This window comes from Dysgonomonas sp. UBA7710 (assembly GCF_002482385.1).
In the GTDB taxonomy this organism is placed as follows: Bacteria; Bacteroidota; Bacteroidia; order Bacteroidales; family Dysgonomonadaceae; genus Dysgonomonas.
The window spans coordinates 1-26,867 of the sequence record NZ_DLFW01000022.1 but is presented as its reverse complement, the minus strand read 5'-3'; the positions used below and the strand labels follow the sequence as shown (position 1 = coordinate 26,867).

Genomic DNA, 26,867 nt, shown 5'->3' with positions numbered 1-26,867 from the left:
AACTAAACAAATGATTCGTATAAATCTTACTTAAGCACTTTCGGTCTTATATCTTCCTGCGATGTAGAAGGCTTATTGTCTTTTTTACCTGTGAAGAAGTTTTTTACTTTAGAGAAGAAACCGGTAACTTTCTTCGCAAAATTCTGCTTTTTCTGTGATACTCCGACAGATTCCACAACGGCAGGCTGTAGTATTTGCCAAAAATAATTGAATGTCGAATGATAAGGGTCCCTTTCTATATAGAGGTAGGGTTCACGGGGTTTTGAATTCTCTTTGTTCGGATTGTTTGACCGCAGGAATGCATTTGCAACGTTAGTGACAAATTTATTTGAAGACTCCGGATCATCGCCTTTCAGTATATTTATACTCAAATCATTGTAGAGGAATTTCATCCCTACAGATGCATTCATGCTTGAGGCTTCTGTCCTAAAAGTCAGGTCTTTGAGTGTGCCACTCTTTATTTCCGCTTTAGCCAATGGGGTTATAATCTGGTTCAGGTCGCGTAAATCGAAACGATGCAAATGTGCATCCAAAACAAAACAATCATAATCGGAGCTGACAGACATATCCCATTTTGCAGTAAAATAACCTGTTCCCATAAGATTGCCGTTTGCATTGAGATGCATGTATTGCTGAGGATGTGAGGCTATGTTGGTAAGTCCGTCTATACGGGCGTTCATACCCATGAATGAAATTTGTCCCGGTACTGTTCCATTCTTAGGTAATTCTTCATATATAACAGAGAAATTAGAAACATCGGTCGTATCTATAGCTATCCGGAACGGAAGATCATACAATTTAGTATAGATAAGGGGTTGAAGCTTAGGCGGTGTATATATCTTTTTATTTTTCAGGTTTTGAAGCATAACATCTTTTACCACAAGTCGTTTGGCATTCAATATATTGTCCGAGAAATAGGTTCGGTAATCGACACCCGAAAGGCTGATATTTCCTGTGGTGACATCGAACCAATCCATGTGTGTCGGATGCTTATAAGCAAAATCCATTTTGGGATAAACAGATGTCATTTTTATACCCGAAAGAGCCAGACTTGCATTTTTCTTGTTTACATCTATCTCTCCTATATCAATTGTATAAAAGCCATTCATAATCGGGAAATGGAGGTCTTTAGTATTAAAGCGGATATCTTCCATATCTACCTTCCGGGCATCGGTATCAATGAAAAATCCGGTCATGCCAAGATTCGTCGTATTTACTGTTTGACGGTCTTGTTGTTTTTCATCAAGGGAATGCTCATAGTTTATATGTGCGTCGGCCAGATTGAATTTCTTAATTGATAGTTTGTTTATATACGGATGCAATGAAGAATACAGGTCGGTACCCGAAGAATCTTTCTTCTGCATCGGAATAGTATCACCAAGATTTCTCTTTCTTATATCCAGAGTCGGTTTTGTTATATTGACAGAGGCCATATCCAAAAAGGATTTTCCTGTCAGGTGGTTCCAATCAATAGCGGATAAATCAAAATTCTCCAATTCAGCACCGAAGCTTATATCCGGTTTCTGAATATTAAATATACCATTGGATAGGGTGAACGTTCCGATAGTTATTTTTTTCCCAAAGATTTTTAGTAATTCGTCTATATCCCCGGGATTACCTTTCGTTTGCAGATTGTTTTCTGAGGGACTACTTATCTGTTTCGCAATATAGTCTACTTTGGGAGATTCCAAAACAAACTTATCTATTCTGAAATTCCTGTTTAAATCCCATTGTAACGAATGCAGCTGTAAAGCCTGTAATGCTGTATGCAGGCTATCGCGGGATACCCGGTCAATATAGGATACCTGCACGTTCTTTATATCTATATTATTTGCTTCAAGGCTTTTGATAACAGAGATCGCATTGCCGGAAGAAGTTTTATCATCCTTATTTACCGGTGAATTGGCGGTTTTAATAATTTGTATCCGTGGTGAATTAACTTCAAGGGATTTTATCTTTGCTTTTTCTTTATTCAGATAGCTGTCGTTGTCAAACCCTTTCACTCTTATCAGCGGGATATCGATATCGTAATAGGTAGCCGGAGCTTTATCCCATATATTTTCCTGCGGGATCAGTTTTACATCACGCAAGAGCAATAGTCCTGTGAGCGTCGAAATATTTGCATCCTTTATCTGTAATCTGTAATTCTTTCCCGGCAGAAGGTTGTCGAAATCTTTAAATGAAAGCCCGATATCGTCGCAGGTAAATAAGTATTTTTCTGTCTTTCGGGTTTCTTCATCGATCAGGAATTTTACCGCATAGAAATTCAGTTTCTGCAAACGGAAATCGTCCTTAGTACCTAAATCATGTATAATAATATTCGCATTAGCCAGATTTATGTTTCTTACAGATAAATAGTCTGCATAGGGGTTGAATATATTCAGAGCATCATCGGATATTTCTATTTCGTCTTTCTTCGATGAATCCTGTTTATTTTGCTTTTTTACTTTGAAATACCTGATATCGGGCGACTCTATTTTGAGCTCCTCTGCCGAAACGCCTGTGTCGTAATTCAGCCCGTCGATTCGGATTGATTTTATAGTACCCGAAAAATAATCTTTTCGCACATTTACGATTGATGTGGGATTGACCTTTATATCGGAAATATTGAAATATTTACTTTCTGTATTAAGGGTTAAAGCTGCGATGCTTACTTCCGAATTGTTACTTGCGATCAACCCCTTTATGTCGGTTGCCGACATGGCAAAGTTGTCTACATACCAAAACTTTTTTTGCTTCTCAGACAATGAGTCGATAACAAAATTCTTTGCGTGGAAATCAAATTGCTCCAATGAATATGTATCGGACTTGCCATCTTGAGTAAAAGTATAATGGAATCTGGTCTTTTCAATTCCTATTTTCTCAATGGATATGCTTTGAAGAATAGGTGATGTAATGCTGTACAGGGACCATGCCTGGTCATTGTCCGCGTTATTTTGCTTTAAAGAATCACCGTCCTGAGCAGCAGATTTTTCTTTCACACTATAATATTGAATATCGGTGGAAGAAATATCGAAAGAATCGGCATTCAGATAATTCAAAGCGTTTTCTCTCTTGAATTTGACTCCTTTAATAAATACCGATTTAATAGTCGCATCCAGATAGTCGCCCGCCTTCTCCATCCTGCATGCCCAAAAGTCATCAGTCGGATGCAGATGGACGCCTTCTATCTGTACCAGTTCGTCGATTGTACTCAGTTTAATGTTCCTTGTATTCAATATAAGCTGGTTGCTGTATAATAATTGCTGAGGTTTGTCTGCCGTAAATTCAAAGTTATCACAATAGAGTAATTTTCCCGATGAATACGAATCCTTATCCAGTCTGAATCCGTAGGCGTTGAAGTTTGCATCGCTAAGTGCGTATTGAACCGGGGAAATGGAGTCTTCAACGATATAATAGATATTGGCGTTCCCCAGATTTATTTGTTTCACGGTGAGAACATCTATATATGTCGAAATCATCTGGTATAATGTTTCCCGTTCTTTATTTTGCTGCCCATCCAACGATGATTTCAGAGAAGAATGTAATTGAGGCTGAAAGACTTTTATATCAGGAGATTTAAGTTCGAACAGGCTAAAATCCAGATTCTTGTAATTCCTGCGCCATGTAAGATTTATGCCTTTGAAGTGAATCTTATCTATTTTTACTTTGTAATAGAGGTCGGGGAGGCTGTCTCCGTTTTTCCATTTTTCGAAAACCGCTGAGTCGGGAATGAGTTCAACTCCGTTAATTATAAGTTCCCCGCTAAAGAATCCGACAGAAAGGTGATCGTATGAAAAGCTGTAGAAGCCATTTGTCGCTTTCGAAACTTCTTCCCTGAATTTTTGCCTCAGGCTGTCTTCCAACTGATAGGTCAGATACCAGTTAAGACCAAATCCCCCTGCTATGAGCAATGCAAGTGTGATAAGTATGATCTTTAGTCTCTTCTTCCCTTTTTTAGCCATTAAACAATGCCGTTTTGTTTAGTTATCTTATTATCAACAAATACAGGGAGGATTTGTTTTCCGATTATCAGTCGGATAAAAGAGTTTAGAGGAAGGTTTCGTCTATAATATCGGAAGCGACGTCTTTCTTCGATTTCAGGCCAAAGTCTTTGCGTTCGCCATTGCGGGTGAGTATTGCTATTTTGTTTGTATTGTATTTGAATCCTGCTCCTGCGTCATTTAAAGAGTTAAGTACGATGAAATCGAGGTTTTTCTTCACAATCTTTTTCAGGGCATTGTTCTCCTCGTCATTCGTCTCCAAAGCAAATCCGACAAGAAGCTGGTTTGCCTTTTTCATTTTACCCAGTGATGCTGCGATATCTTTGTTAGGTACAAGTGATATATTAAGTATATCACCGCTCCTCTTTACTTTTTCCGCATACTGCTCTTCCGGGCGGAAATCAGCAACCGCCGCGCATAATATAGCCGCGTCCATTGCGGGAAAAGCCTTTACGGAAGCATTATACATTTCTTCCGCAGATTCTACATCTATACGTGTAATGTTAGGGTGATTTATCGTCAACGATACAGGACCTGCAATTAAGGTAACCTCAGCTCCCCGGCCGGCGCATTCTTCGGCAAGGGCAAAACCCATCTTCCCCGATGAGTAGTTGCCGATAAAGCGAACCGGGTCTATCCGTTCATAAGTCGGTCCGGCTGTTATCAGTACTTTTTTTTTTGAAAGGGTTTCCTGCTTCGTGAAGAAATCCTCAACAGTAGCCAGAATTTTTTCAGGTTCTTCCATCCTTCCCTTACCTGTCAGATGGCTCGCGAGTTCCCCGGAAGCAGGTTCGATAATGATATTTCCATACGAGCGTAGTATTTCGAGGTTCCGGGTTGTTGCGGGATGGGCAAACATATCCAAATCCATGGCGGGCGCGATCACCACAGGCGCTTTCATCGACATATATGTGGTAATCAACATATTGTCTGCTACTCCATTCGCCATTTTACCCAGGGTGGAGGCTGTTGCAGGGGCAATAAGCATGAGGTCTGCCCATTGGCCAAGATCGACATGGCTGTGCCATGTGCCGTCGTTAGCGGTAAAAAATTCACTGACAACAGGTTTCCCTGTAAGTGCCGACAGTGTGACGGGAGTAATAAACTCTTTCCCGGACGGGGTAATTACGATCTGCACTTCCGCGCCGGCCTTAATCAAAAGGCGGGCCAGCGATGCTGCTTTGTATGCCGCAATACTGCCTGTAATACCTAATACGATATGTTTATCTTTCAATGTCATATTTCCGATACATTTTAAGAGCAAAGATACGGTTAATAGAAATATGAGTATTCAAATGGATATAAAATTTATTTAAATCTTAAGGTCGCAGACCGATCTTTCTCTTTAGTATCTGTAATAACAATACACGGTTACGGTTAAATAATGTGCCATTAAATATTATTTTCACCTATTTAACGTATCAAATATCTATGTTTTAGGGTTTCAAACGATACTTTTCTAATTCTTTTACATACTTTTGCCTAGCAAAAATTTAAAACAATCACTTAATCAAGCAAAAAATGACCGAAATACTAAGACAAAAACTAAGCGACTCGAAAGCAGCCCGATGGACTGTGCTGTGCGTTGTTGCATTTACCATGTTCTGCGGATATTTTATTACTGATGTAATGGCTCCGTTGCAAGATATGTTAGCAAAGGAATTAGGGTGGGATGCCGGCGACTATGGCTTCTTTACCAGTGCATACGGATGGTTCAATGTATTTCTGTTTATGCTTATTATCAGTGGCATTATCCTTGATAAAATGGGCGTGCGGTTTACCGGATTGGGTGCATGTATTTTGATGATTATAGGATGTGGCCTTAAATATTATGCTGTATCCGGACTGGGTTCTTTTGAAGGAACAATGTTCGGATTCAAATCTCAGGTGATGGTCGCCGCTATCGGATTTGCCATTTTCGGAGTAGGTGTGGAGACAGCCGGAATAACAGTTACAAAAGTGATTGTGCGTTGGTTTAAAGGACATGAAATAGCGTTGGCAATGGGTCTTCAGGTCGCGGTGGCCCGTATAGGCACAGCACTGGCACTATCTGCTGCAATTCCATTAGCAAAATATTTTCATCATATATCAGCTCCTGTACTATTTGGTGTAGTGCTTCTTTGTATCGGACTTATTGCTTATCTTGTTTTTTGTGTTATGGACAGGCGTCTGGATGCATCTGTTGCAGATATGGATAAAGAAGCGGAAGAGCCTTTCCGTATCAAAGACATAGGCTCAATCATATCAAATAAAGGATTCTGGTTAATAGCTCTTTTATGCGTTCTTTTCTACTCAGCCGTATTTCCGTTCCTTAAATATGCAACCTCCCTGATGATAAATAAGTATGGATTAGATCCTGAACTGGCCGGGAATATCCCGGCAATACTTCCATTTGGAACTATTCTTTTAACTCCGTTCTTTGGCGGAGTCTATGATAAAAAAGGAAAGGGAGCAACAATTATGGTAATAGGAGCTGCCATGCTGATAGGCATCCACTTCCTGTTCTCATTACCGTTGTTGAATGTTTGGTGGTTTGCTACAATTTTGATGGTACTTCTGGGAATAGCATTTTCGCTTGTACCTTCGGCTATGTGGCCGTCTGTGCCGAAAATTATCCCTGAAAATAAACTGGGATCTGCGTATGCCCTTATTTTCTGGGTACAGAATATCGGATTAAGTATGGTTCCGTTGCTTATTGGTACGGTCCTGAATAAATATTGTACTTTAGGGATGAATCCCGATGGCAGCCCTATCTATGACTACACTCTTCCCATGATTATCTTCACCTGCTTCGGAATACTCGCCCTCATAGTCGCTTTCCTGCTGAAACGCGAGGACAAGAAAAAAGGCTACGGGCTGGAATTACCAAACATAAAGAAATAAAACAAAAAGTCCGGTTCCTCAAAACAACCGGATTTTTTATTTTACCGATTTTGAATAGAATAACTTTATATAAATGACTCCCGAAATAGAAACAACTCCAAAAGGACATCCCAAAGGACTATACCTGATCTTCGCCACCGAGATGTGGGAACGGTTCAGCTATTATGGAATGAGGGCTCTCTTTGTACTGTATATGACAAAGGCGCTGCTTTTCGATAAAGCGTATGGCGCGCAGGTCTACGGCAGCTATACAGGCCTTGTATATCTCACTCCGCTGATTGGCGGATATATCGCCGATCGCTATTGGGGAAACCGCCGCTCCATCATCGCGGGTGCGTTGCTCATGGCAATGGGACAATTCCTTATGTTTCTTTCCGGCTGTTATTTCGAGAATGTGGAATTGGCTACCACACTGATGTTTTCCGGACTGGGATTCCTTATATTCGGCAATGGTTTTTTCAAGCCTAATATTTCTACCATGGTGGGACAATTGTACAAGCCGGATGATAAACGGAAAGACTCGGCCTATACGATCTTCTATATGGGTGTGAATACCGGATCGTTCTTTGCCCCCATTGTTTGTGGTGTCTTGGGAGATACAGGACATCCCGCCGACTTTAAGTGGGGATTTCTTGCTGCCTGTATCGGTATGTTACTCGGGGTTATTGTTTTTATCCTCTTGAAAGATAAATACCTGCGAACTCCTGCGGGAGACGCGATAGGTGTTATTCCCAATAGCCGTGACACGCGGCGGATGGAAGCAGAGAAGAAACCCGCAGGGGATACCTTATCTGCCGCAAAGGGTAAGTCAACGATCAAACTGGCCATTATATGGGGTGCTGTCTGGATTGGTTTATTCATTTTGCTGTATACGGTGCTGAAGACCGATATCATCGGATCTATTATATTCTCTCTCGCTATTGCGGCACCCGGATATGTAATATCGGACCCGTCACTGACCAAAATAGAGCGGTCGCGTATCTGGGTAATTTATATTATCGCCTTTTTCGTGATATTCTTCTGGTCGGCATTCGAGCAGGCCGGGGCATCATTAACCTATTTTGCGGAAGAACAAACCGACAGGCATGTGGGGTTGTTTGACTGGACTATACCGACATCTTATTTCCAGTCGGTAAATGCTGTCGCCATTATCATCTTCGCACCTGTCTTTGTCGCTATCTGGACAAAGCTGAGCAAGAGAGGGAAAGAACCTGCTTCCCCTTATAAACAATCAATCGGTTTGTTTCTGCTGGCAATCGGTTACCTGATTATAGCCTTTGGCGTGAAAGGTCTTGCGCCGGGTATAAAAGTAAGCATGCTCTGGTTGATAAGCCTTTACACCATACATACATTCGGTGAACTCTGCTTATCCCCGATAGGATTGTCGATGGTGAATAAGCTTGCTCCAATACGGTTTGCCTCTCTGCTGATGGCTATCTGGTATATGAGCACATCGGCTGCCAATAAATTTTCGGGAACCTTGAGCAGTTATTATCCCGAGCCGCTTATCGAACTGGCAGCAGTACAATTGGTGGAAAAAGAAAATACCTTAACTTTATTACCTGAAGAATTTGAAAAGGATATGACCGAAAGAGACGGAACAAAAGTCATTCCTTTCGACCGGATAATGTTTTATAAAGTAGAGGACAAAACCTTGAAGGCTGAGATACAAAATTCATTGGAAAAACAACAGCTGGAGAATCCGAAAGTATTTATGGGATACAGAATCTCTAACCTTTATGATTTCTTTATGCTCTTTGTATTTATGGCCGGGGCGGCATCAGTCATCTTGTTCTTTCTGTCGAGGCGTTTAATGAAAATGATGCATGGGATAAAATGACGGGTTTCAGTTAACAGTTATCAGTCAGCCGTTAACAAGGGATCGAAATATTAAACAACTTGTAACTCGTAATTGTGAATTGGGTCTAGTAACTTGCAACTAAAAAGATGAGAAAAATAGCTTTTGAACCAATAGCCAACGAAAAATCGCGAATATTGATTCTGGGAACAATGCCCAGCGAAGAGTCTTTGCGTAAACAGGAACGTTACGGGCATAAAAGCAACCAATTCTGGAAGATCATTTTTGCTTTATTTGACAAGCCGCTACCGGACAGTTATGCCGGGAAAAATGCTTTACTTGAAGAGAATAATATCGCTATCTGGGATGTTCTTGAGTCATGCGAAGGGACAGGAAGCCTCGATAGCAGTATTAAGAATGAAAAGCCGAACGATTTCAAAAAGTTTTTCAGGAAATATCCTCAGATCAAACATGTCTTTTTTACAAGCAAGAAGGCTGAAGAATTTTATAGAAAATATGTAGGTTTCGATGAAAACAGGATATTTATTACCCTGCCTTCTCCCAGTCCGGCTAATGCACGGATGACGCTTGCCGAAAAAATTGAAAAGTGGCAGGTCTTTATTGATACTGTAAAGGCTACAGAAGTGACGGATTTATGATAAGGTAATAATCTGGTCGCAGACCTGTTAATTACCTTTTATATCTGCAACAATAATTGTTTATGATTAATGCGAATCAGTAGTTGAAGTGATTATTGTAGTATGAAATTGTTGAATTTTTAGTTACAAGTTACTACGCCCTGTGGGCAGTTACAAGTTGGCTGATTCACATTATTTACTACATTTGCATGTATAACAACAGTATAAGCCTTTGCATTGGAAAAGAAAAACTCGTCATATAATCAGATTCTAAAGTCTACATCTATTTTTGGAGGGTCGCAGATACTTATTATCCTGACCGGGGTTGTCCGCAATAAGATGATAGCTGTTCTGCTAGGACCGGTCGGTGTGGGTATTATCGGCATATATAACTCGGTTATAGAGATGATACGCTCGGCCGGAGGATTGGGAATGGATACCACAGGTGTGAAGGAGATTGCAGAGGCGGAAAGTTCCGGAGACAAGGAAATACTTTATAAAACTGTTACCCGGTTCAATAAATGGTTTGGGGCGATGGCTTTGTGCGGAGCACTGGCCTGTCTCATTTTCTCTTATCCGATTAGTATCTGGGCCTTTGAAGACAGTAGTTTTACCCTTTATATCGCATGTTTATCAGTCTGTGTGTTCCTTGCGATACTGACTATGGGCAGATCTTCCGTATTACAGGGGATGCGCAGGATTCCCGAAATGGCAAAATCCGCTTTTCTGGGAAGCTTTTTCGGATTGCTTATATCTATACCTGCTTATTTACTTTTCGGTCTGGATGGGATTCTTCCTGCTTTTGTATTTTCATCACTGCTTTCATTTCTGTGTGTAGAATTCTATTACCGGAAACTACATCTTAGAAAAAGTGATATATCAAATAAAGAGGCTTTCGAATCGGGATTGAAAACCCTGAAATTAGGACTTTTCATTGTTGTAGCCGGATTTATAGGTACAGTAAGTATGTTTTTCATTAAGACCTTTGTCGCGCGGAGTATAGATATGGATGCCGCAGGCTTGTTTCAGTCGGCATGGGTGATTACAAATATATACCTGAGCCTTATCCTCCGTTCTATGGGGTCGGATTTTTTCCCCCGCCTGTCAGCTATTGCAAATGAAGGAGAGAAAGTGAAGAAACTGGTAAATGAGCAAAGTTATATTATTTTGATAGTAGCTTCTCCTATCATTGTCGGGATGCTGTTGTTTGCCGACTTTGCTCTGTCAGTTCTTTACAGCTCCGAATTCGGGTATGCTGATGCCGTGTTGAGATGGCAGGTGCTGGGAACTTTTTTCAAGGTGCTCTGCTGGCCTGTAGCCTTTATTATGTTGGCAAAGAACAAAGGGGTTACTTTTCTGGTCACAGAAATCACATTTTATCTGGTTTACCTGCTGTCCGGTTATTTACTATTCCCTAAATACGGGCTTGAAGCTACGGGCATGGGGTATCTGATAGCCTATGTCGTTTATCTGCCTGTGGTTTTCCTAGTGGGTAAAGCTATTTCGGGCTTTGTCTGGAACAGCAATATTCTAAAGATGACAGCTATAAACATGCTGTTTATCGGAATCGCTTTCTATATAGCGCAATATTATGCGGGGGGATATAGCTTGCTTTTGGGCGCAGGAATCTTAGTCATATCGCTTATATATGCGTATATTAAACTGAAAAAAGTATTCAGTATAAGTGAATTACAGGACTGGTTCAGAAAAAAATAACAGGATCAGATTTTACCCTTTTCTATTTCTTTTACCCTTGGTATTACCAGACTGTCCTCGATGAAAGTATGGGCTTCAAGTTCTTCCTCCGACATATACAGTTCGGTAAGAATATTTACCATAAGCATCTGGTCTATAGTGCCGGGCAGATATTTCATCAGTATCTGTTTCAGATCGTTCATCTTACCCTCTATGTCATTGTGCCTTTGCTCGAATATGTTTATGGAATATTTTTTTTCCCCCGATTCGGTAATAAGGGAGTATACATAAGGGAAAACAACCTCATCTTCATATAGCATATGTTCCTCTACTTCCTTCGTATAATTGTCGAAGAAATTGAGCACAACATCTTTCAATCTTTTTTCGGACGTATCGAAAACAAGCTCCAGTTTACGGCGGATATTGGGTAGCCTTTTTTCCAGAAAATAGCTATGGGAGCTTTTCAGATAGCGGAGAAACGGTTCCAGTGGAAGGGCTCTGAAAGCTTCTTCTATATTGATGATGGATTTATTGGATTGATAGCCGGCAAGGAACAGGAAGCAGTCGGTATCGAATCCGTTTTCTTTACAAACAGCATCTACACTCTTCTCGCCAAATCCCAAAGATATATTCAGGCGGTTGAGTAACAGAAGAAGCCGGTAGTCGGCATCTATCAGTTCCGACATCTTCATTGACTTTTTAAATATGATAGTGATATTTTGCATGATATTGAAGTTTTATTCGTCCTGATACTTTATTTCGGATATATCTACAAGTTTGTTTATTATTGCATATATGGTCAGTCCCGAGATGCTGTGTACTTTAAGTTTACGGGTAATGTTCCGGCGATGTGTTATAGCCGTGTGTATGGATATATTGTGATGTTCGGCAATCTCTTTATTGCTCATCCCTTTTACTACGCTGATAAGGATCTCTTTTTCCCTGTCGCTGAGTTCTTCCTGGTCACTTTGCCCGGCTTGTTCTTTATTCAGGCAATTCAGTAATGTTTCTTCAATTCTTGACTCCGAATCGTTTATTTTGATAACTGCATCATACGATTTGTAAAACTGCTCATCAATGATATTATATACCAGTGCTATGATTGCAATATTTTTATTTAAGTTGAGTTGCTGGCGTATATCCTGCTTCGAGGTATGTCCCAGAAGCATCGGGTTGATGAGTACTGCATCGGGGCGAAGTATATCGAGCTGATAATTGATATCCTCCATTTCTTTTAGTTCCACTACCTTCCCCACACTGGATAACTGGGAGAGGACATAGACCAATCCTTTCCGTATAATATATGATGTTTCGGCTACTGCTAATACTTTCTTTGTATTCGACATCTTTTATGACTGTTTCTTATATAGAATCATTCTTTATAAAGTGCAAATTACGCTATAAATTATGTTATTAACAAATGTTATTGAACATAAAGAATGTCAATAAAAGATAATATCTTTATCTGTGTGTTTGAAAACAATATTTGTATTAGTTTTGTTTAGCGAATGAAGTACAAGTGGAAGAGGAACAAATGGGATAATGTACTAATATGCCAATTCTTGGATTGAGGGACAAGAACTCGTTTACCTGTTTACTCATCTGCTTGTATCTAAAACTTGTAACTCGTTATTTATGATCAACTTTAAACAAATTACACTATCTGATAAAAAAGAAATAGATGCCTGTTTTTCCGGAAATATTTATCGTGCCTGTGATTTTTGCTTTGCTAACCTGTTTGCATGGAATGCCAAGTTTAAGACGATGTATGCTGTGGAGCACCGTACGATATTTCTTCGTTTTCAGGACTCCGACGGGCAACTCTATTATATGATGCCGATAGGCAAAATGCCTCTGAAAGACGCTTTTGAATTAATAATGAAAGATGCGGAGGACAACAGAATCCCCTTCCAGATGAAAGGTATCACACTCCGGATGTGGGAAAATATACAGAAGGAGATGCCGGATAAGTTCCGTTACCTTCCCGACAGGAACAACGATGAATATATCTACCTGTCAGAGAAGTTGATAAAATTGTCTGGTAAAAAACTGCAAAGCAAACGGAATCATATCAACCGCTTTAAAGCAGACAATCCTGATTGGGAATACTTTCCGTTGACCTCTAAGAAAGAGTTGGACGAATGTGTGAGAATGCTTGATGAGTGGGAAGAGAAGTCTACATCCGCTATTAATATAACTCAGCGTTACGACTATATTGCGACAAGACTGATGCTCGAGCATTTCGAGTATCTGCAACTGCGAGGAGGCGCCGTGCGTGTAAATGGCCGGATTGTGGCTTTTACAATAGGTGAACCGCTGACCGAAGATTCGTTTGTGGTGCATGTGGAAAAAGCATTCGGGGATATGAATGGTGCTTATACCATCATCAATCAGCAGTTTATAGAGCACGAAGCTTCGGAATTTGTGTATATCAACAGAGAGGAGGATATGGGACTGGACAATCTGCGCAAAGCCAAGATGTCTTACTATCCGGATATTCTTCTTGAGGAAGGGATGTTGATACCGAAAGTATAAATTAGCCCCCTAATCCCCCGGAGGGGGACTTGCAGAGAGGGTAAGTAAGAAATTATGAATTTGAGAAAAGTTGTCAATTTTGTCAACTTTTGATAAACAATAAGTTTTAAGTAGTATATAATGAGTAGTTTATATGATATAGTTAAAATACCCCCTCCGGGGGCTAGGGGGCCTAGATGATACAATTTGCAAATGAACATACAATGCCTTTGGTTCGCCAGATGTGGAAAACATGCTTTGGCGATGCTGACGATTTTCTGGATATCCTTTTCAAGTATAAGTATAGGGATGAGAATACGCTGATATACTTTGAAGGAGATAAAGCTGTCGCTTCTTTGCAAATGCTGCCCTATACAATTACATTTTACGGAGAGGAAATTCCTTTCGCATATCTGGCGGGACTATGTACTTTGCCCGAATACCGCAGAAGGGGATATATGGATCAATTGATACACAAGGCTCATGAAGTGATCGGAGAGAGAGGAATACCCTTGTCCGTTCTTGTCCCGGCAGAGGACTGGCTATATGGTTTTTATGAAAAGTATGGCTATCAGAAAGTGTTTGAAAAGGGAACTGTTCCGTTATATCCGTTAAAGAAAATACTGGAAGATAATCCTGATATAACCGGGGCGTATAAAGTATATGACGCATTGTTCCGCAATAAGGATTTTTGTGTGCAAAAAACATTTACAGATTTCAAAGCTATAGTAGAAGAACAAATCATAGACGGATTTCCCGAGAAGTATGACATTGCGGGAATGGCACGGATAATGGATGTGGATTGTCTGTATGGTCTGTATTCACAAAAGAATTCTCATGCCGGTATGGAGATAAAAGATATCCGTTTTTTATGCCGCCTGTTATTCGGTTATAAGACAGACGAACTGGATGAACCCTTCAGGAGCTTATTCCCGTTGCATCATCCTGTAATGAACCAGATGCTCGAATAAAAGATTTTTTAAGAACACCGGAATGATTTTTTAGGCTGATTCTGAAAGAAATCTACTATCTTTGGTACTTGATTTTTAATGCTGTATCCTGCTAATGGAAAACTTCGGAATAAGAGATATTGTTGATATACTGTTGGTTGCAACAGTAATGTATCAATTGTATAGAATTGTATCGAGGTCTGGTACAGGTGCTATTTTTAAAGGTGTTTTAGCCTTTATAATCCTGTGGGTACTTGTTTCGCAGGTATTGCAGATGCGCCTGATGGGGGCTATCCTCGATAAGTTTACCGACTTCGGATTATTTGTACTTATCATCATTTTTCAGGATGAAATAAAGCGTTTCCTTATATCTCTGGGTTCGAACCGTACCTTCCGCTTTATAACCAAGATATTCAGTTCGAAAGATATAGGTGAGTTAAACGATTCCGTTATAACCTCTCTGGTACTGGCTTGTATGAATATGGCAAAGACATATACCGGAGCGCTTATAGTAATAGAGCAGGAGATAAAGCTCGGTAATTATGCCGATACCGGAGAAGCGCTGGATGCTGATATAAGTACACGTCTTATCGAGAATATTTTCTTCAAGAATACACCTTTGCACGATGGTGCTATGATTATCGGGGGTAACAGGATTAAGGCGGCAGGCTGCATCCTTCCGGTAGCGCAGAACCACGATATTCCAAAATCTTTCGGATTAAGGCACAGGGCTGCCATAGGCATATCGCAGGAGACAGATGCTAAGGTTATTGTGATATCCGAAGAACGCGGTAAGATTTCATTTGTCAGTCAGGGTAAGATTGAAGCAAATATAACTCCTGAGAAGTTGCAGGAGCTTCTTATAGGAAGTATGCGTAAGAAGAAAAAAACGAAAATGACAGGAAATTAAGTTTATTGATACGACTAAACTAAAAGGGCGTAAAAGTATCACTTTTACGCCCTTTTAGTTTTTCAGATTATTCTGCTTTAATCAAACTCTCCCGGATTATCAGGGATTATATCTATCAGATAGATCTTAAATCTCAGTGTAGTATAAGCCGGAATTTTCACGTAACCGTTTGAGTCATACTGAGCAGTTGTACCATAACCGAGCTGGTAAGGAATAATTACCTCAACCTGGTCTCCTTTATGCATATGTTGCAGCATGGTTCTCATACCATCAATATAACCACTGACACGTCCACGCAGAACAGAACCATTGTTGTCACTCTGAAAAACAGACTTTGTTCCATCTTGCCATAGAAAAGATCCTTCGCAACGATAAGCCACACTGTCAGTAAAATATGGAGTTTCTGTATCTGTGATTTTAGTTGAAGCGGTTTTGGTTATTTCAGAGTCATAATCATCTATATATTTGAAGTATATAGTGCCATTCTTACTTTCCGATTCACGGGACTGATACACTGATTTATCTATATCCGTGATTTGCTTTTCATTATACGCTTTCCATTCTTCATCTATCACTATCTCATTATCAGTGCTACAAGAAATAAAAAATGCCAGCGAGCAAAATATGGCGATTAAAGCAAATAGTTTTTTATTCATAATTTTTATAGTTACGATTTACGGGTTACAAGAGGCGGGATTCATTCATCGCTTATAATTTATAACCCATAATTATTTTATATTGTTTTCAATAAGTTCTTCATACTTACTTTGTCGGCTATTATATCAGCCAGTTTGTCTATGGCTACGCGCTCCTGTTCCATAGTGTCGCGATAGCGGATTGTCACTGTATTATCCTCCAGCGATTGGTGGTCTACCGTTACGCAATAAGGAGTTCCAATAGCATCCTGACGGCGGTAACGTTTACCGATACTGTCTTTTTCGTCATACTGGCATTTGAAATCGAATTTCAAATTATCGATTATTTCCTGAGCCTTCTCCGGCAGTCCGTCTTTCTTTATCAAAGGCAGTACAGCCAGCTTGATTGGAGCTAATGCTGCCGGTAGTTTCAATACCACGCGGCTTTCTCCGCCTTCCAGTTCTTCTTCGCAATATGCTGCTGACATAGTGGATAAAAACATGCGGTCGACACCGATTGACGTTTCAATAACGTAAGGTGTATACGATTTATTGAGTTCGGGGTCGAAATATTGTAATTTTTTACCTGAATATTGTTCATGACTGCTCAAGTCGAAGTCGGTACGGGAATGAATACCCTCTACTTCCTTGAATCCGAACGGCATCTCAAATTCGATGTCGGTAGCGGCATTTGCATAGTGAGCCAGTTTATCGTGGTCGTGGAAACGGTATTTGTGATCTCCGTATCCAAGAGCCTTGTGCCACTTCATACGTGTTTCTTTCCATTTGGCAAACCATTCCAGTTCTTCTCCCGGACGAACAAAGAACTGCATTTCCATCTGTTCAAATTCGCGCATGCGGAAAATAAATTGCCGCGCAACTATCTCGTTGCGGAATGCCTTACCTATCTGGGCTATACCAAACGGTATCTTCATGCGTCCTGTCTTCTGTACATTCAGGAAGTTTACGAAAATACCCTGTGCCGTTTCGGGGCGCAGGTATACTTTCATTGCACCATCAGCGGTAGAACCCATCTCGGTGGCAAACATCAGGTTGAACTGGCGCACATCGGTCCAGTTACGTGTTCCGCTGATAGGGTCTACGATTTCGCAATCGATGATAATCTGGCGAAGCTCTTCCAGATTATTCTCGTTCAATGCTTTTGCGAAGCGGGTATGTACCTCGTCGCGTTTTGCCTGGTTTTCGAGGATACGCGGATTTGTCTGGCGGAACATGGCTTCATCGAAGCTGTCCCCGAATCTTTTAGCCGCTTTTTCTACTTCTTTATTTATTTTGTCGTCGATCTTTGCCATATACTCTTCTATCAGTACATCGGCACGATAACGTTTTTTGCTGTCCTTGTTGTCAATCAAAGGGTCGTTGAAAGCATCCACATGTCCCGAAGCTTTCCAGATGGTAGGGTGCATAAAGATAGCGGAGTCGATTCCTACTACATTTTCGTGTAGCAAGACCATGCTGTCCCACCAGTATTTTTTGATATTATTTTTCAGTTCCACACCCATTTGCCCGTAATCGTACACGGCGCTTAAACCATCATATATTTCGCTGGACTGAAATACAAAACCATACTCTTTGCAGTGTGAAACTATCTTCTTAAAAACATCTTCTGACATATCCCTTCAACTCGTTTTATGTTTGTTTTATATGTAATTGAATAAGTTGCACAAAGTAAACACTTTTTTTTGATATAGAAGGGGGTGCCATATCACTTATCGGAACAACTGCGCAAAATTTAATCTTTTTAAAAAAGTTTATCTATATAATTAGAGCCGATAGCATTTAGCTGATAGCGGATAACTCTTTGACAGATTTGGGAGGATTTTAAATTTAATGTTTAAGAATTTAAAGATTGGGAAAAAGTAAAAAAAGCAGGAAAAGTTGTCAGGTTTGTCAGATTTTAACAAGTCGTGAGTTTTAAGTAATATGAGATACGAGTAGACAAGACACGAGATACCCCCGCTCGCGCAGACGTCCCGTCTGTGTGTTGCGTAGCAAACATTTTTGCCCTGTCAACAAGACACGGACTGGAAGTCCGCGCCAGCGGGGAGATGCTTCGCTCTGCTCGGCATGACAAGCTAATTATTAATTATTCATTCTTAATTGTTTTCTGTGTTACCTTTTTTAATAGTTACGGGTTGGCTGGTGCCCTGTTTTGTTTCATGCAAAGACGCAAAGTTTTTATATCTTACGGGTTGTTTATTGCTAACTGTTTACTGTTTACTAAAAAGTTGTCAGCGTTTACATACGCTACGCTCCTGTGACCGTTGGTTGTCAAGTTTTAACATTGTGTAGTTAGCAAATGTAAATTTAATTGAATGCTGGACTGGAAAGAATAGAAATAAATAAAATTTTCTTCAATGCACTTTAGTGAATTTCCCATGTTTAGCACTCTATAAAGAAATACTAAAAAAAGCGTTACCTTCGTTTTTTATATAAAATAGAATATTAATGAGGTATCTGTATTTATTCCTACTGCTTGTAATAAGTCTCTCTTCTGTTTCCCAGACAGCGAAAAGAGATGTCAGGGGATATATACAAGGCACTGTATATGACGAAAAAACAAAAGAACCGATTGTTTCAGCAACCATTCGTCTGCTAAATCAGTCGGACAGCCTTTATATACAGGGTGTTGCGTCGGGCGAAAAAGGGAAGTTCAGATTTTTGGCATCTCCGGGTAAATATGTGCTGGAGATCTCATTTATAGGTTATAAGACTTTTTTACAAAACTTTAATACTACTGCAAAAAGCCCGGATTATACGGCAGGAGATATCTATTTGGAGGAAAATACGATTGAGTTGGGTGCTGCCGTAGTAGAAGCAAAAGTACCCAACATTCTGGTAAAAGGAGATACAATAGAATACAACGCGGGTTCATATACGTCACAGGAAAGTGATATGTTGCAGGATATGTTAAAGAATATCCCCGGAGTGGAGGTAGATGCGAACGGGAATATAACGGCCAATGGTAAAACTATAAATAAGATATTGGTAGACGGTAAAGAGTTTTTCGGAAACGATATACCAATGGCTCTCGCTAATCTGCCTGCCAATATGATAAAGAAACTGCAATTGTATAAAGAGCAATCCGAGACGGCCAAAGTAACAGGATTCAGGGATAAAGACCCTGAGCAGGTGCTCAATCTGGTAGTAAAAGAAGAACTGAAGCAAAGTACTTTCGGCGATATCAAAGGAGGATATGGCAGTGACGATAAATATGCCAATAAGATACTGGTAAATCATATGCGGGGCGATAATCAGCTCTCCTTTGTGGGGGATATGAATAATGTGAGTGATGATGAATATATGTCGGGGATGGATAATGGCATAGATAAGAATAAGAATGTGGGAGTGAATGCTTATATGCAAGTCTCGGAGAAATTCAAAATAGGAGGAAATGTAAGGTATTCGAACAACGAGAACCTGATGGAAACCAAGACGAATACTCAAACATTCCTCTCCACAGGTGACCGTCTGGCAAAACAGGATATGTCATCGACCAACATGCGCGAAAATACGAATGTAGGAATGAACATACAGTGGAAACCCGATAGCCTGACCACCGTTTTTGCCCGTTCGTATATCAGCTTTAATAATACGAGGAGCGATCAGGTATCGACAAATTTCTCTTATGTGGCGGACAAGGATACCACTTCCGGACAGTCTGTAAACCGGTCGAAAGGAGACGGATACAGTCTGAATAATTATTTCACTATTGGCCGTAAACTGAATAATAAGGGGAGGACAGTCAGCTTATCTTTTAATAATTCGCTGCGAAAAGATAACAGTAAAGGGACAAATTATTCCCATACCACTTATACAGGAGAGACAGAAGATAAAATAATAGACCAACGGACAAATACGGATAATAAAACAAACAGCTATAACCTATCCATGTCGTATGTGGAGCCACTAGGAAAAGATTACTTCCTGCAACTTTCCTATTCCTACGGACTGAATGACTCGGAACGGATACGGGATGTGCGCAAGAGGGACGGGGAAGGTAATTATACGATTATAGATTCGGCTTATGCCCGGAACACGGATAATACGTATATAAACCAGAATATCAGCCTTAACTTTCAGGCGACAAAAGAGAAATACAGATACACTATCGGTTTTAGCATAGACCCTTCGCATTCCCGCAGTAAAATCAGCCTTGGTGATTCTATCATCGAAAATCTGAGGCAGAGTGTGGTGAACTTTTCTCCAAGCCTCAATTTTTCATATACTCCGAATGAAAGGACAAATATAGATTTTAATTATTCGGGTTCCACAGGCCAGCCCGGAATAAGCCAGTTATCAGCTGATACGGTAATTGTAAACGCCTTGTCGAAATATTACGGAAACCCGAATCTGAAACCCAGCTACAGTAATAATTTAAATGTCTTTTATCAGAAATCGGACTATGAGACAAGCCGTTTCCTGATGCTTATGGCCGGATTTAATTATACATTCAACAATATTGTGGATTATACCCTGATAGACGAACAGGGGAATAGCACCAATACATACCGGAATGTAAGCGGAAATATGGGTGCCAACATAAATTTTATGTACAATACACCTTTAAAGAACAAGAAGTTCACTGTTACCAACAATTCTACAGGCAATTACTACAAGAACATCGGCTATACTAACGGCGAAAAAGCCATAACCCATAATGTGGTGCTGGCAGAACAGGTGTCGGCCAGATTTAAGAATGATAAATTTGAAACGACTTTGCGTGCGGGCATATCTTATAATATGACAAGAAATAACCTGACCGATTTGCAGGACAGGAATACGACGAATTATACACTCAATCATTTTGCCATGTGGCATCTTCCTTACGATTTTGCCATTACCAGCAGCCTCAATTTTTCTTATTATTCGGGATACGAAGATGATTTTAAGAATAGTGAGATATTGTGGAATGCATCCATATCGAAACAATTCCTGAGAAAGAAAAAGGGTACGATTAAAGCGCAGGTTTTTGATATACTGAACGACAGGAACAATATTACCCGTTATGTGAGTGGTAACTATATGTCCGATTCACGGACAAACACAATCAACCAGTATTTTCTGGTGACCTTTTCCTATAAATTCAATTTAATTAAGGGGAAGAAGGATACGGATGAAGGGGAAGAAATATACGGCGGCGGCTATTATTAGCATTGAGAAAAAGAATGGGTATACAAAAGCCTCTTCTAATTCTTTCAATTAGAGGAGGCTTCTTATGGTAGATTTTTCAAAAATCAACATGATCGGGATCAGGACCGATGCGTTTATTTTCATTTAATAAATTGATTGTTTTAATTTCCTCTTCTGTCAGTTTAAAGTCGAATATATTGAGGTTTTGAGCCATTCTTTTTTCGTTGGCAGACTTTGGTATGGTTACTACCCCTCTCTGATAATCCCAGCGAAGGATGATTTGGGCTGGAGATTTTGAATATTTTACAGCCAAATCTGTCAATATCTTTTCCTCGAATAGACCTGTCTGGTTTGCAGCAAACTGGCTCCACGCCTCTGTCTGAATACCTGCTTTTTTGCAAAAATCAAGATCGTTTTGCTGTGTGAGGTAAGGGTGTAATTCTATCTGATTTACAGCAGGTACTACTGTTGTTTCCTTTAGTAAAGTTTCGAGGTGATGTTGCTTGAAATTGCTTACACCGATGGCTCTTATTTTTCCGCTCTGGTAAATTTCTTCGAATTTCTTCCATGTTTCAACGAATTTTCCCTCGACCGGCCAGTGTATCAGGTACAAATCCAGATAGTCCAGATTGAGTCTTTTCAGGCTTGCTTCGAATGCTTCCTTTACTTTCCCGCTTCGTTGATCGGCGTTCCACATTTTAGTGGTGACGAAAATTTCTTCCCGTGGAATACCTGAATTTTTGATTGCTTTACCTACTGCTTCTTCGTTGTGATAATACATGGCTGTGTCAATGTGCCTGTATCCGACCTTTAGTGCGGTTTCTACTACTCTTTGTGCCTCGTTGTCCTCGATGCGGAATATACCCAGACCAATCCATGGCATTTGTACACCATTATTCAGTTTTACTTTTTCCATTGTTTTTATCTTTATAGATCATTGATCGTGATAATAATTTAACAATTAAAACTGTGATTAAGTTTAGATAATTTTATCTATGCGGATATAGCTTTTAGTTCTTTGACGTATTGGAATAAGCAATAAGCAGACAGGTAGGTATGGTGCGGGTTTTTAACTGTAAAAGGTGTTGTCTTTCTGATCTTATCGTCTTCACAAGATGATTCATTATGAAATGAATATTAGCAAAAAGATAGCCAAAATCTCTTATTTTGTAAATTTTCATTATCTAACTCGCAATCCTGTTGCTTATTGAATAATTATTTATATCTTGCGTTATCTATTTTAACATACTATATAAACTAATATCATGTCAGACAATTCTGCTAAAATCAAATTCTACGGTGGAGAAGATATTCCACTGGAGTTGCACAAAGTACGGGTAGTACAGAAATTACATTTAGTTCCTATCGAACGTCGTTTGGAAGCATTATACGAAGCCGGGTTCAATACATTCAGGCTCGATACAAAAGATGTATTCCTCGATATGCTTACCGATAGCGGAACAAATGCTATGAGCGACCGCCAAATGGGAGCCATGATGATTGCTGACGATGCCTATGCAGGTTCGCAGAGCTTTGTACGTTATCAAAAAGCCGTTGAAGATGTTCTCGGAAAGAAGTACTTATTGCCGGTGCATCAGGGACGTGCTGCCGAAAACATTATTTCCAATGCCTTTATCCGTAAGGGTAGTATTGTGCCTATGAACTACCACTTCACAACGGCAATGGCGCACATAACCCAATATGGAGGTAAGATAGAAGAATTGTTGTATGACGAAGCCTATGTGATAAACAGTAAGCACCCTTTCAAAGGGAATATGAATCTGGAAAAGCTGGAGAAGTGTATTACAAAGCATGGTGCGGCAAATATACCATACATCCGTATGGAGGCCTCCACAAACCTGATTGGCGGGCAACCTTTTTCTATAGAGAATCTGCGTGGAGTTCGCGCTATTGCCGATAAATACGGAATCAAACTTGTATTGGATGCCAGCCTGCTCGGCGAAAACGCATGGTTGGTAAAACAACGGGAAGAAGAATTTAAGAATAGCCCAATGGCCGAAATCGTACTTTGTATGACAGGCCTTGCTGATCTTGTTTACTTTTCGGCCCGTAAATTAAGCTCATCCCGCGGAGGCGGTATCTGTACTAACAATCATGCGATATTCAAAGAACTGGAACCGTTGGTACCTTTATTCGAAGGATTCCTTACCTACGGAGGTATGTCGGTCAGGGAAATAGAAGCGATCGCGGTGGGCTTGTACGAAACACTGGATGAGAGTATGATTTGCCAGAGTCCTCAGTTTATCGCTTATTTAGTAAATGCACTCGATGCCAAGGGTATTCCTGTGGTAACGCCTGCGGGAGTGCTTGGTTGCCATGTGAACGCTATGGAGATCTGTTCCCACATTCCCCAGACGGAGTATCCGGCAGGATCGCTTGCGGCTGCATTCTTCCTTATTTCAGGAATCCGTGGTATGGAACGGGGGTCAGTGTCTAACCAACGCGATGAATATGGCAATGAGACATATGCCGATATGGAGTTGCTGCGTCTGGCCATCCCCCGCCGTGTATTCACCCTCTCTCAGATAAAATATGTAGAGGACCGCATGACGTGGCTCTATGAGAACCGCCATCTGATAGGAGGGCTTAGATTTGTGTACGAACCGCCTGTCCTGCGCTTTTTTATGGGTGGGCTCGAACCGGTGAGCGATTGGCCACAAAAACTATTGGAAAAATTCAAGGAAGATTTCGGAGATAGTTTATAGATATATATAGGAAAGGATTCGATAATTTTCGGGTCCTTTCTTGATTGTTGACAATTTGATGCTAATAAATCTTAAATTAATAAAAGTATAAATAAAACTGTAAAATCCGGATACTATTTTAGCCCTAAAGCAAGCGCTGAGATACTATTTAAACGAAGTAAATAATCCTTAATAATCCTTACACATAGAGCCATTTTTTTTAACGCGGATTAACAGCGCCCGATTCGAAATCGGATATACATTTGTTCCGTATTTAAACAACATGTTTAACTTTTTTAATTGACAAAAAATTATGAAAAAGATTATTCTTTCAAGTGTTATGGCAATTGCATTAATTGCGTCTACTAGTGTTATGGCTCAAAATGTTACTCCAAAAACTGAAGCATCTAAAGTGAAAAAAGAAGCTAAAGCCGATGTAAAGGCTGCCGAAAAAACTGCAAAGAAAGAGACTAAAGCTCTAAAAAGCGATGCAAAGGCTGCAAAAGCTGATGTGAAATCAGACGCAAAGGCTGTTAAATCAGAAGTAAAATCAGAAGCAAAAAAAGTAAAAAGTGAAGTAAAAAAATAAACGAAAGAATACTTACATATTATAAGAATACCTCACTAGTATACGTAAGGAAACGGTCTCAATTAATTGAGGCCGTTTTTATTCTGCATTATTACTTAGCCTTGTGTTTGCTGCGTCTGCGGTCGTCGTAAACCGAGATCATCCAAAACATGCTGCAAACAGAAGATATCAGTATTACCGGAACAAGGAAAGTGGCCGAACTCAACCCGCTCTGTCCCGATGCAGAGTAGACAGCCAGCCCCACGATGGCGATAAGCGCATACATAACGCCGAAAGTGGTAAGCATGTTCTTTATAACGGGGCGTGTGGTCACTTTCTTTTTAGAGACCAGAGCCTTCTCCGTTTCTATCTGTTGCATGATTCTGTATTTCAGATTCTCTCCGGCTTTTATCTTTGTGCCCGACAGAAGCTCCTTTATTCTATCATCTTGCATATCGTTGTTTTTATTTATTCAAATATATAAAAAGTTTTTTATCAGGCACATTCATGCCTCATCAGTAGGTTTATGGTATCGGCGAATCGCTTTCGTGCCCGGTGCAGCTTTACTTTTATATTCGCATCAGTCAGTCCCGTTATCTGTACAATATCCTTTACGGAGTTATCTTCCAGATAATACAAGGTTAGTATCACGGCCTCATCTTTGGGTATGCGGTCCATTGCTTTATTGATAAGCTCTTTCCGCTCGTTTTCTTCTATCTGGGCCATGGTGTCCATATCGGAATAAGAGTCGTTCATGTCAATCTGTTTATAATCGACAAATTCGGTGTTGTGCACATTGCCTCTCGTCTCGGTGATGGCAGTATTATAAACAATACGGTAAAACCATGTAGAGAATTTACTGTCGGCTCTGAATGTATGCAAATTGTGAAAAGCTTTGACAAAGGCGTTCTGCACTATATCTTCCGCATCCTGCTTGTTTCCGCAGACACGGAAGGCTATAGTGACAGCCATGTCCTGATAGGTATCTACAAAGTAGCCGAAGGCGGAACTATCCCCCTTCAGTACTTTGTGTATCTGTTGCTTTTCGTTCATTTATTCAGCGTCGTCGTCAAACTCTTTTTTATCTTTCACCAGTATGTAAAACGTTACATAGGCCAATCCGAGGAATAATAGTATTCCGGAGGCAACTACCCAGAACGCTTCGTCCTCTCCAAGTTCCATAACCCGTGATATAATCAGGGCTATAATCAGTCCCAGGGCAATGCCTACGCAAAGGATACCATTCCGTAGCGATCTGTACTTGTTTGGAGTCGGCTTTGTCTGATCCGGCGGGATAATACCTTGTTTTATCAATTCCATACGTTCCTTGTGCTTCGAGGCTATTGATTTCAGGCCAAGGAACATACCGAAGCCTATAGGTAGCGCTACTGAAGACAGGATAGCTACAATTGGTATAATGTTGTGCATAAAGTCCATAATTTCTAATTTTTTATTTTTGTTATTAATCTGTTTCCGAATATATGACTACACGGTATTGCATTTGGTTACAAATTTTTGAAAATATTTTTCAGTAAAATTTATATTTTTGTAATCATTTGATTTATAATTGTTTTTGCTCTATTCGGATTTAAAGATATATTTATTAATTGTTAAAACTTGACAAACTTGACAACTTTTGCACTATTTCCATATTTCGACTCACAGCTTTTCAACTTTCAACTCAATCCGTTCTCGATGTATATCCCGGCGGCAGAAACGGATAAGGATTCGGTTTGGGCTTTTCTACCGGAGCGGCAGGCGGTTGCACAACAGGCGGCTGTTCCTCCGCTTTATCCTGTTTGTCTACCTGCTCACTTTTCACTTTCCATTCTTCATTTCTCACTTTTAGTTCTTCACTTTTCGTTTTCCGTTCTTCATTTTTCACTTTTTTCTCCTCTTCCAACTCTTTCTCCACGGCAGTCACTATCTCCGGATTGAGCGCGCCGCCCGAACGGAAGCCGTTCTCCTTTAATATCATCAGTTGCCGTCTGGTTTCCCCGTCCTGTACCTCGATGATTAACGGACGCTTTTCCCTGTTTTCCAACTGCTGCCGCTCTTTACTCCTTTCCTCACGGTCGAGCACGTACTTTATCGCGCGGATACTTGGCGGGCAGAATTTCTTTTCCACTACACGGTATTTCTCCACATCCTCCGCAGGGTTGTTCTTATCGGGGACATAGGTGATCTTCTCTTTTTTCTGTATATAGCCTTCAAGCAGCTGTTTCAGCCCGATGCGGGCATTTGCTACCAGAACCTCTTCCCTGCGTATAAACGCATCTTTCACAGCTTCCTTAAATTCAGGTCTGTTCTTTTTCCAGTCATAGAAAGTCTGGCGGCTGATCCGGAGAATCTTACATATTTCGGATACTCCGTGAAGGTCTTGTTCAATCATTTCTACGATGCGTTCGGCGGTGTTGTCGTTATATTTCATAAT

At 40.3% G+C, this 26,867-nt stretch carries 21 protein-coding genes; 10 read left to right on the top strand and 11 right to left on the bottom strand.

Annotated elements, in window-relative coordinates; translation table 11 throughout:
* Positions 1 to 26 precede the first annotated feature (26 nt).
* Together B3317_RS06550 and coaBC are read right to left on the bottom strand one after the other, a co-directional pair.
* Positions 27 to 3,944: a hypothetical protein gene (locus B3317_RS06550; RefSeq protein ID WP_291109830.1), complete on the bottom strand. Its 3,918-nt coding sequence runs from the start codon at positions 3,942 to 3,944 to the stop codon at positions 27 to 29.
* Positions 3,945 to 4,029: 85 nt separating this feature from the next.
* Complete coding sequence (coaBC, locus tag B3317_RS06545; protein WP_291109828.1) at positions 4,030 to 5,223, bottom strand: bifunctional phosphopantothenoylcysteine decarboxylase/phosphopantothenate--cysteine ligase CoaBC; 1,194 nt, start codon at positions 5,221 to 5,223, stop codon at positions 4,030 to 4,032.
* Between the two features lie 281 nt (positions 5,224 to 5,504).
* Between coaBC and B3317_RS06540 the strand changes: the two genes are divergently transcribed.
* The 4 genes from B3317_RS06540 to B3317_RS06525 all read left to right on the top strand — a co-directional run bounded on the left by B3317_RS06540 (position 5,505) and on the right by B3317_RS06525 (position 11,018).
* Positions 5,505 to 6,866, top strand: a complete 1,362-nt coding sequence (locus B3317_RS06540) for an MFS transporter (protein ID WP_291109825.1) — start codon at positions 5,505 to 5,507, stop codon at positions 6,864 to 6,866.
* A gap of 73 nt (positions 6,867 to 6,939) precedes the next feature.
* A complete protein-coding gene (locus B3317_RS06535; protein WP_291109823.1) occupies positions 6,940 to 8,706 on the top strand; it encodes a peptide MFS transporter in 1,767 nt (588 codons plus the stop codon).
* 107 nt (positions 8,707 to 8,813) lie between these two features.
* Positions 8,814 to 9,323 carry a DNA-deoxyinosine glycosylase gene (locus tag B3317_RS06530; RefSeq protein WP_291109821.1) on the top strand — a complete coding sequence of 170 codons (510 nt, stop codon included), beginning with the start codon at positions 8,814 to 8,816 and terminating at the stop codon, positions 9,321 to 9,323.
* Positions 9,324 to 9,539: 216 nt separating this feature from the next.
* Positions 9,540 to 11,018: an O-antigen translocase gene (locus B3317_RS06525; RefSeq protein WP_291109819.1), complete on the top strand. Its 1,479-nt coding sequence runs from the start codon at positions 9,540 to 9,542 to the stop codon at positions 11,016 to 11,018.
* A gap of 5 nt (positions 11,019 to 11,023) precedes the next feature.
* Here the strand turns inward: B3317_RS06525 and B3317_RS06520 are convergent, their stop codons facing one another.
* Together B3317_RS06520 and B3317_RS06515 are read right to left on the bottom strand one after the other, a co-directional pair.
* Positions 11,024 to 11,722 carry a hemerythrin domain-containing protein gene (locus B3317_RS06520; RefSeq protein WP_291109815.1) on the bottom strand — a complete coding sequence of 233 codons (699 nt, stop codon included), beginning with the start codon at positions 11,720 to 11,722 and terminating at the stop codon, positions 11,024 to 11,026.
* A gap of 12 nt (positions 11,723 to 11,734) precedes the next feature.
* Complete coding sequence (locus tag B3317_RS06515; RefSeq protein ID WP_006800297.1) at positions 11,735 to 12,343, bottom strand: helix-turn-helix transcriptional regulator; 609 nt, start codon at positions 12,341 to 12,343, stop codon at positions 11,735 to 11,737.
* 289 nt (positions 12,344 to 12,632) lie between these two features.
* Between B3317_RS06515 and B3317_RS06510 the strand changes: the two genes are divergently transcribed.
* The 3 genes from B3317_RS06510 (at position 12,633) to cdaA (ending at position 15,371) form a co-directional block, all read left to right on the top strand.
* On the top strand, positions 12,633 to 13,532 hold the full coding sequence (locus tag B3317_RS06510) for a DUF2156 domain-containing protein (protein WP_291109813.1): 900 nt from the start codon (positions 12,633 to 12,635) through the stop codon (positions 13,530 to 13,532).
* A gap of 176 nt (positions 13,533 to 13,708) precedes the next feature.
* Positions 13,709 to 14,482, top strand: coding sequence for a GNAT family N-acetyltransferase (locus B3317_RS06505; protein ID WP_291109810.1), 774 nt, complete (start codon positions 13,709 to 13,711; stop codon positions 14,480 to 14,482).
* A 94-nt stretch (positions 14,483 to 14,576) separates the two neighbouring features.
* On the top strand, positions 14,577 to 15,371 hold the full coding sequence (gene cdaA, locus B3317_RS06500) for a diadenylate cyclase CdaA (protein WP_291109808.1): 795 nt from the start codon (positions 14,577 to 14,579) through the stop codon (positions 15,369 to 15,371).
* A gap of 77 nt (positions 15,372 to 15,448) precedes the next feature.
* On the opposite strand, the gene B3317_RS06495 is transcribed toward cdaA, so the two are convergent.
* Both B3317_RS06495 and B3317_RS06490 read right to left on the bottom strand, forming a co-directional pair.
* Positions 15,449 to 16,027 (bottom strand): FKBP-type peptidyl-prolyl cis-trans isomerase, encoded by a 579-nt coding sequence (locus B3317_RS06495; protein WP_291109806.1) that lies wholly within the window; start codon positions 16,025 to 16,027, stop codon positions 15,449 to 15,451.
* A 77-nt stretch (positions 16,028 to 16,104) separates the two neighbouring features.
* Positions 16,105 to 17,640: a glycine--tRNA ligase gene (locus tag B3317_RS06490; RefSeq protein ID WP_291109804.1), complete on the bottom strand. Its 1,536-nt coding sequence runs from the start codon at positions 17,638 to 17,640 to the stop codon at positions 16,105 to 16,107.
* 835 nt (positions 17,641 to 18,475) lie between these two features.
* Between B3317_RS06490 and B3317_RS06485 the strand changes: the two genes are divergently transcribed.
* Positions 18,476 to 21,181 (top strand): TonB-dependent receptor domain-containing protein, encoded by a 2,706-nt coding sequence (locus B3317_RS06485; RefSeq protein ID WP_291109802.1) that lies wholly within the window; start codon positions 18,476 to 18,478, stop codon positions 21,179 to 21,181.
* Between the two features lie 76 nt (positions 21,182 to 21,257).
* Here B3317_RS06485 and B3317_RS06480 read toward each other — a convergent pair whose 3' ends face one another.
* Entirely contained in the window at positions 21,258 to 22,076 is an 819-nt protein-coding gene (locus tag B3317_RS06480) for an aldo/keto reductase (RefSeq protein ID WP_291109800.1), read from the bottom strand.
* Between the two features lie 349 nt (positions 22,077 to 22,425).
* Between B3317_RS06480 and B3317_RS06475 the strand changes: the two genes are divergently transcribed.
* On the top strand, positions 22,426 to 23,886 hold the full coding sequence (locus B3317_RS06475; RefSeq protein ID WP_291109798.1) for a tryptophanase: 1,461 nt from the start codon (positions 22,426 to 22,428) through the stop codon (positions 23,884 to 23,886).
* A 292-nt stretch (positions 23,887 to 24,178) separates the two neighbouring features.
* Positions 24,179 to 24,454, top strand: coding sequence for a hypothetical protein (locus B3317_RS06470; RefSeq protein WP_291109796.1), 276 nt, complete (start codon positions 24,179 to 24,181; stop codon positions 24,452 to 24,454).
* A gap of 91 nt (positions 24,455 to 24,545) precedes the next feature.
* Here the strand turns inward: B3317_RS06470 and B3317_RS06465 are convergent, their stop codons facing one another.
* The 4 genes from B3317_RS06465 to B3317_RS06450 all read right to left on the bottom strand — a co-directional run bounded on the left by B3317_RS06465 (position 24,546) and on the right by B3317_RS06450 (position 26,864).
* Positions 24,546 to 24,887: a hypothetical protein gene (locus B3317_RS06465; protein WP_291109793.1), complete on the bottom strand. Its 342-nt coding sequence runs from the start codon at positions 24,885 to 24,887 to the stop codon at positions 24,546 to 24,548.
* A gap of 41 nt (positions 24,888 to 24,928) precedes the next feature.
* A complete protein-coding gene (locus B3317_RS06460; RefSeq protein ID WP_291109790.1) occupies positions 24,929 to 25,486 on the bottom strand; it encodes an RNA polymerase sigma factor in 558 nt (185 codons plus the stop codon).
* Complete coding sequence (locus B3317_RS06455) at positions 25,487 to 25,870, bottom strand: DUF6249 domain-containing protein (protein WP_006800284.1); 384 nt, start codon at positions 25,868 to 25,870, stop codon at positions 25,487 to 25,489. It lies immediately after the preceding gene.
* 244 nt (positions 25,871 to 26,114) lie between these two features.
* Positions 26,115 to 26,864, bottom strand: coding sequence for a helix-turn-helix domain-containing protein (locus tag B3317_RS06450; RefSeq protein ID WP_291110113.1), 750 nt, complete (start codon positions 26,862 to 26,864; stop codon positions 26,115 to 26,117).
* Between the last annotated feature and the right edge of the window lie 3 nt (positions 26,865 to 26,867).

What these genes read in the sequence shown, in the direction of transcription:
- B3317_RS06550 (WP_291109830.1), bottom strand. Translation starts at nt 3,944, where the DNA reads ATGGCTAAAAAAGGGAAGAAGAGACTAAAGATCATACTTATCACACTT.
- coaBC (WP_291109828.1), bottom strand. Translation starts at nt 5,223, where the DNA reads ATGACATTGAAAGATAAACATATCGTATTAGGTATTACAGGCAGTATT.
- B3317_RS06540 (WP_291109825.1), top strand. Translation starts at nt 5,505, where the DNA reads ATGACCGAAATACTAAGACAAAAACTAAGCGACTCGAAAGCAGCCCGA.
- B3317_RS06535 (WP_291109823.1), top strand. Translation starts at nt 6,940, where the DNA reads ATGACTCCCGAAATAGAAACAACTCCAAAAGGACATCCCAAAGGACTA.
- B3317_RS06530 (WP_291109821.1), top strand. Translation starts at nt 8,814, where the DNA reads ATGAGAAAAATAGCTTTTGAACCAATAGCCAACGAAAAATCGCGAATA.
- B3317_RS06520 (WP_291109815.1), bottom strand. Translation starts at nt 11,722, where the DNA reads ATGCAAAATATCACTATCATATTTAAAAAGTCAATGAAGATGTCGGAA.
- B3317_RS06515 (WP_006800297.1), bottom strand. Translation starts at nt 12,343, where the DNA reads ATGTCGAATACAAAGAAAGTATTAGCAGTAGCCGAAACATCATATATT.
- B3317_RS06510 (WP_291109813.1), top strand. Translation starts at nt 12,633, where the DNA reads ATGATCAACTTTAAACAAATTACACTATCTGATAAAAAAGAAATAGAT.
- B3317_RS06505 (WP_291109810.1), top strand. Translation starts at nt 13,709, where the DNA reads ATGATACAATTTGCAAATGAACATACAATGCCTTTGGTTCGCCAGATG.
- cdaA (WP_291109808.1), top strand. Translation starts at nt 14,577, where the DNA reads ATGGAAAACTTCGGAATAAGAGATATTGTTGATATACTGTTGGTTGCA.
- B3317_RS06495 (WP_291109806.1), bottom strand. Translation starts at nt 16,027, where the DNA reads ATGAATAAAAAACTATTTGCTTTAATCGCCATATTTTGCTCGCTGGCA.
- B3317_RS06490 (WP_291109804.1), bottom strand. Translation starts at nt 17,640, where the DNA reads ATGTCAGAAGATGTTTTTAAGAAGATAGTTTCACACTGCAAAGAGTAT.
- B3317_RS06485 (WP_291109802.1), top strand. Translation starts at nt 18,476, where the DNA reads ATGAGGTATCTGTATTTATTCCTACTGCTTGTAATAAGTCTCTCTTCT.
- B3317_RS06480 (WP_291109800.1), bottom strand. Translation starts at nt 22,076, where the DNA reads ATGGAAAAAGTAAAACTGAATAATGGTGTACAAATGCCATGGATTGGT.
- B3317_RS06475 (WP_291109798.1), top strand. Translation starts at nt 22,426, where the DNA reads ATGTCAGACAATTCTGCTAAAATCAAATTCTACGGTGGAGAAGATATT.
- B3317_RS06470 (WP_291109796.1), top strand. Translation starts at nt 24,179, where the DNA reads ATGAAAAAGATTATTCTTTCAAGTGTTATGGCAATTGCATTAATTGCG.
- B3317_RS06465 (WP_291109793.1), bottom strand. Translation starts at nt 24,887, where the DNA reads ATGCAAGATGATAGAATAAAGGAGCTTCTGTCGGGCACAAAGATAAAA.
- B3317_RS06460 (WP_291109790.1), bottom strand. Translation starts at nt 25,486, where the DNA reads ATGAACGAAAAGCAACAGATACACAAAGTACTGAAGGGGGATAGTTCC.
- B3317_RS06455 (WP_006800284.1), bottom strand. Translation starts at nt 25,870, where the DNA reads ATGGACTTTATGCACAACATTATACCAATTGTAGCTATCCTGTCTTCA.
- B3317_RS06450 (WP_291110113.1), bottom strand. Translation starts at nt 26,864, where the DNA reads ATGAAATATAACGACAACACCGCCGAACGCATCGTAGAAATGATTGAA.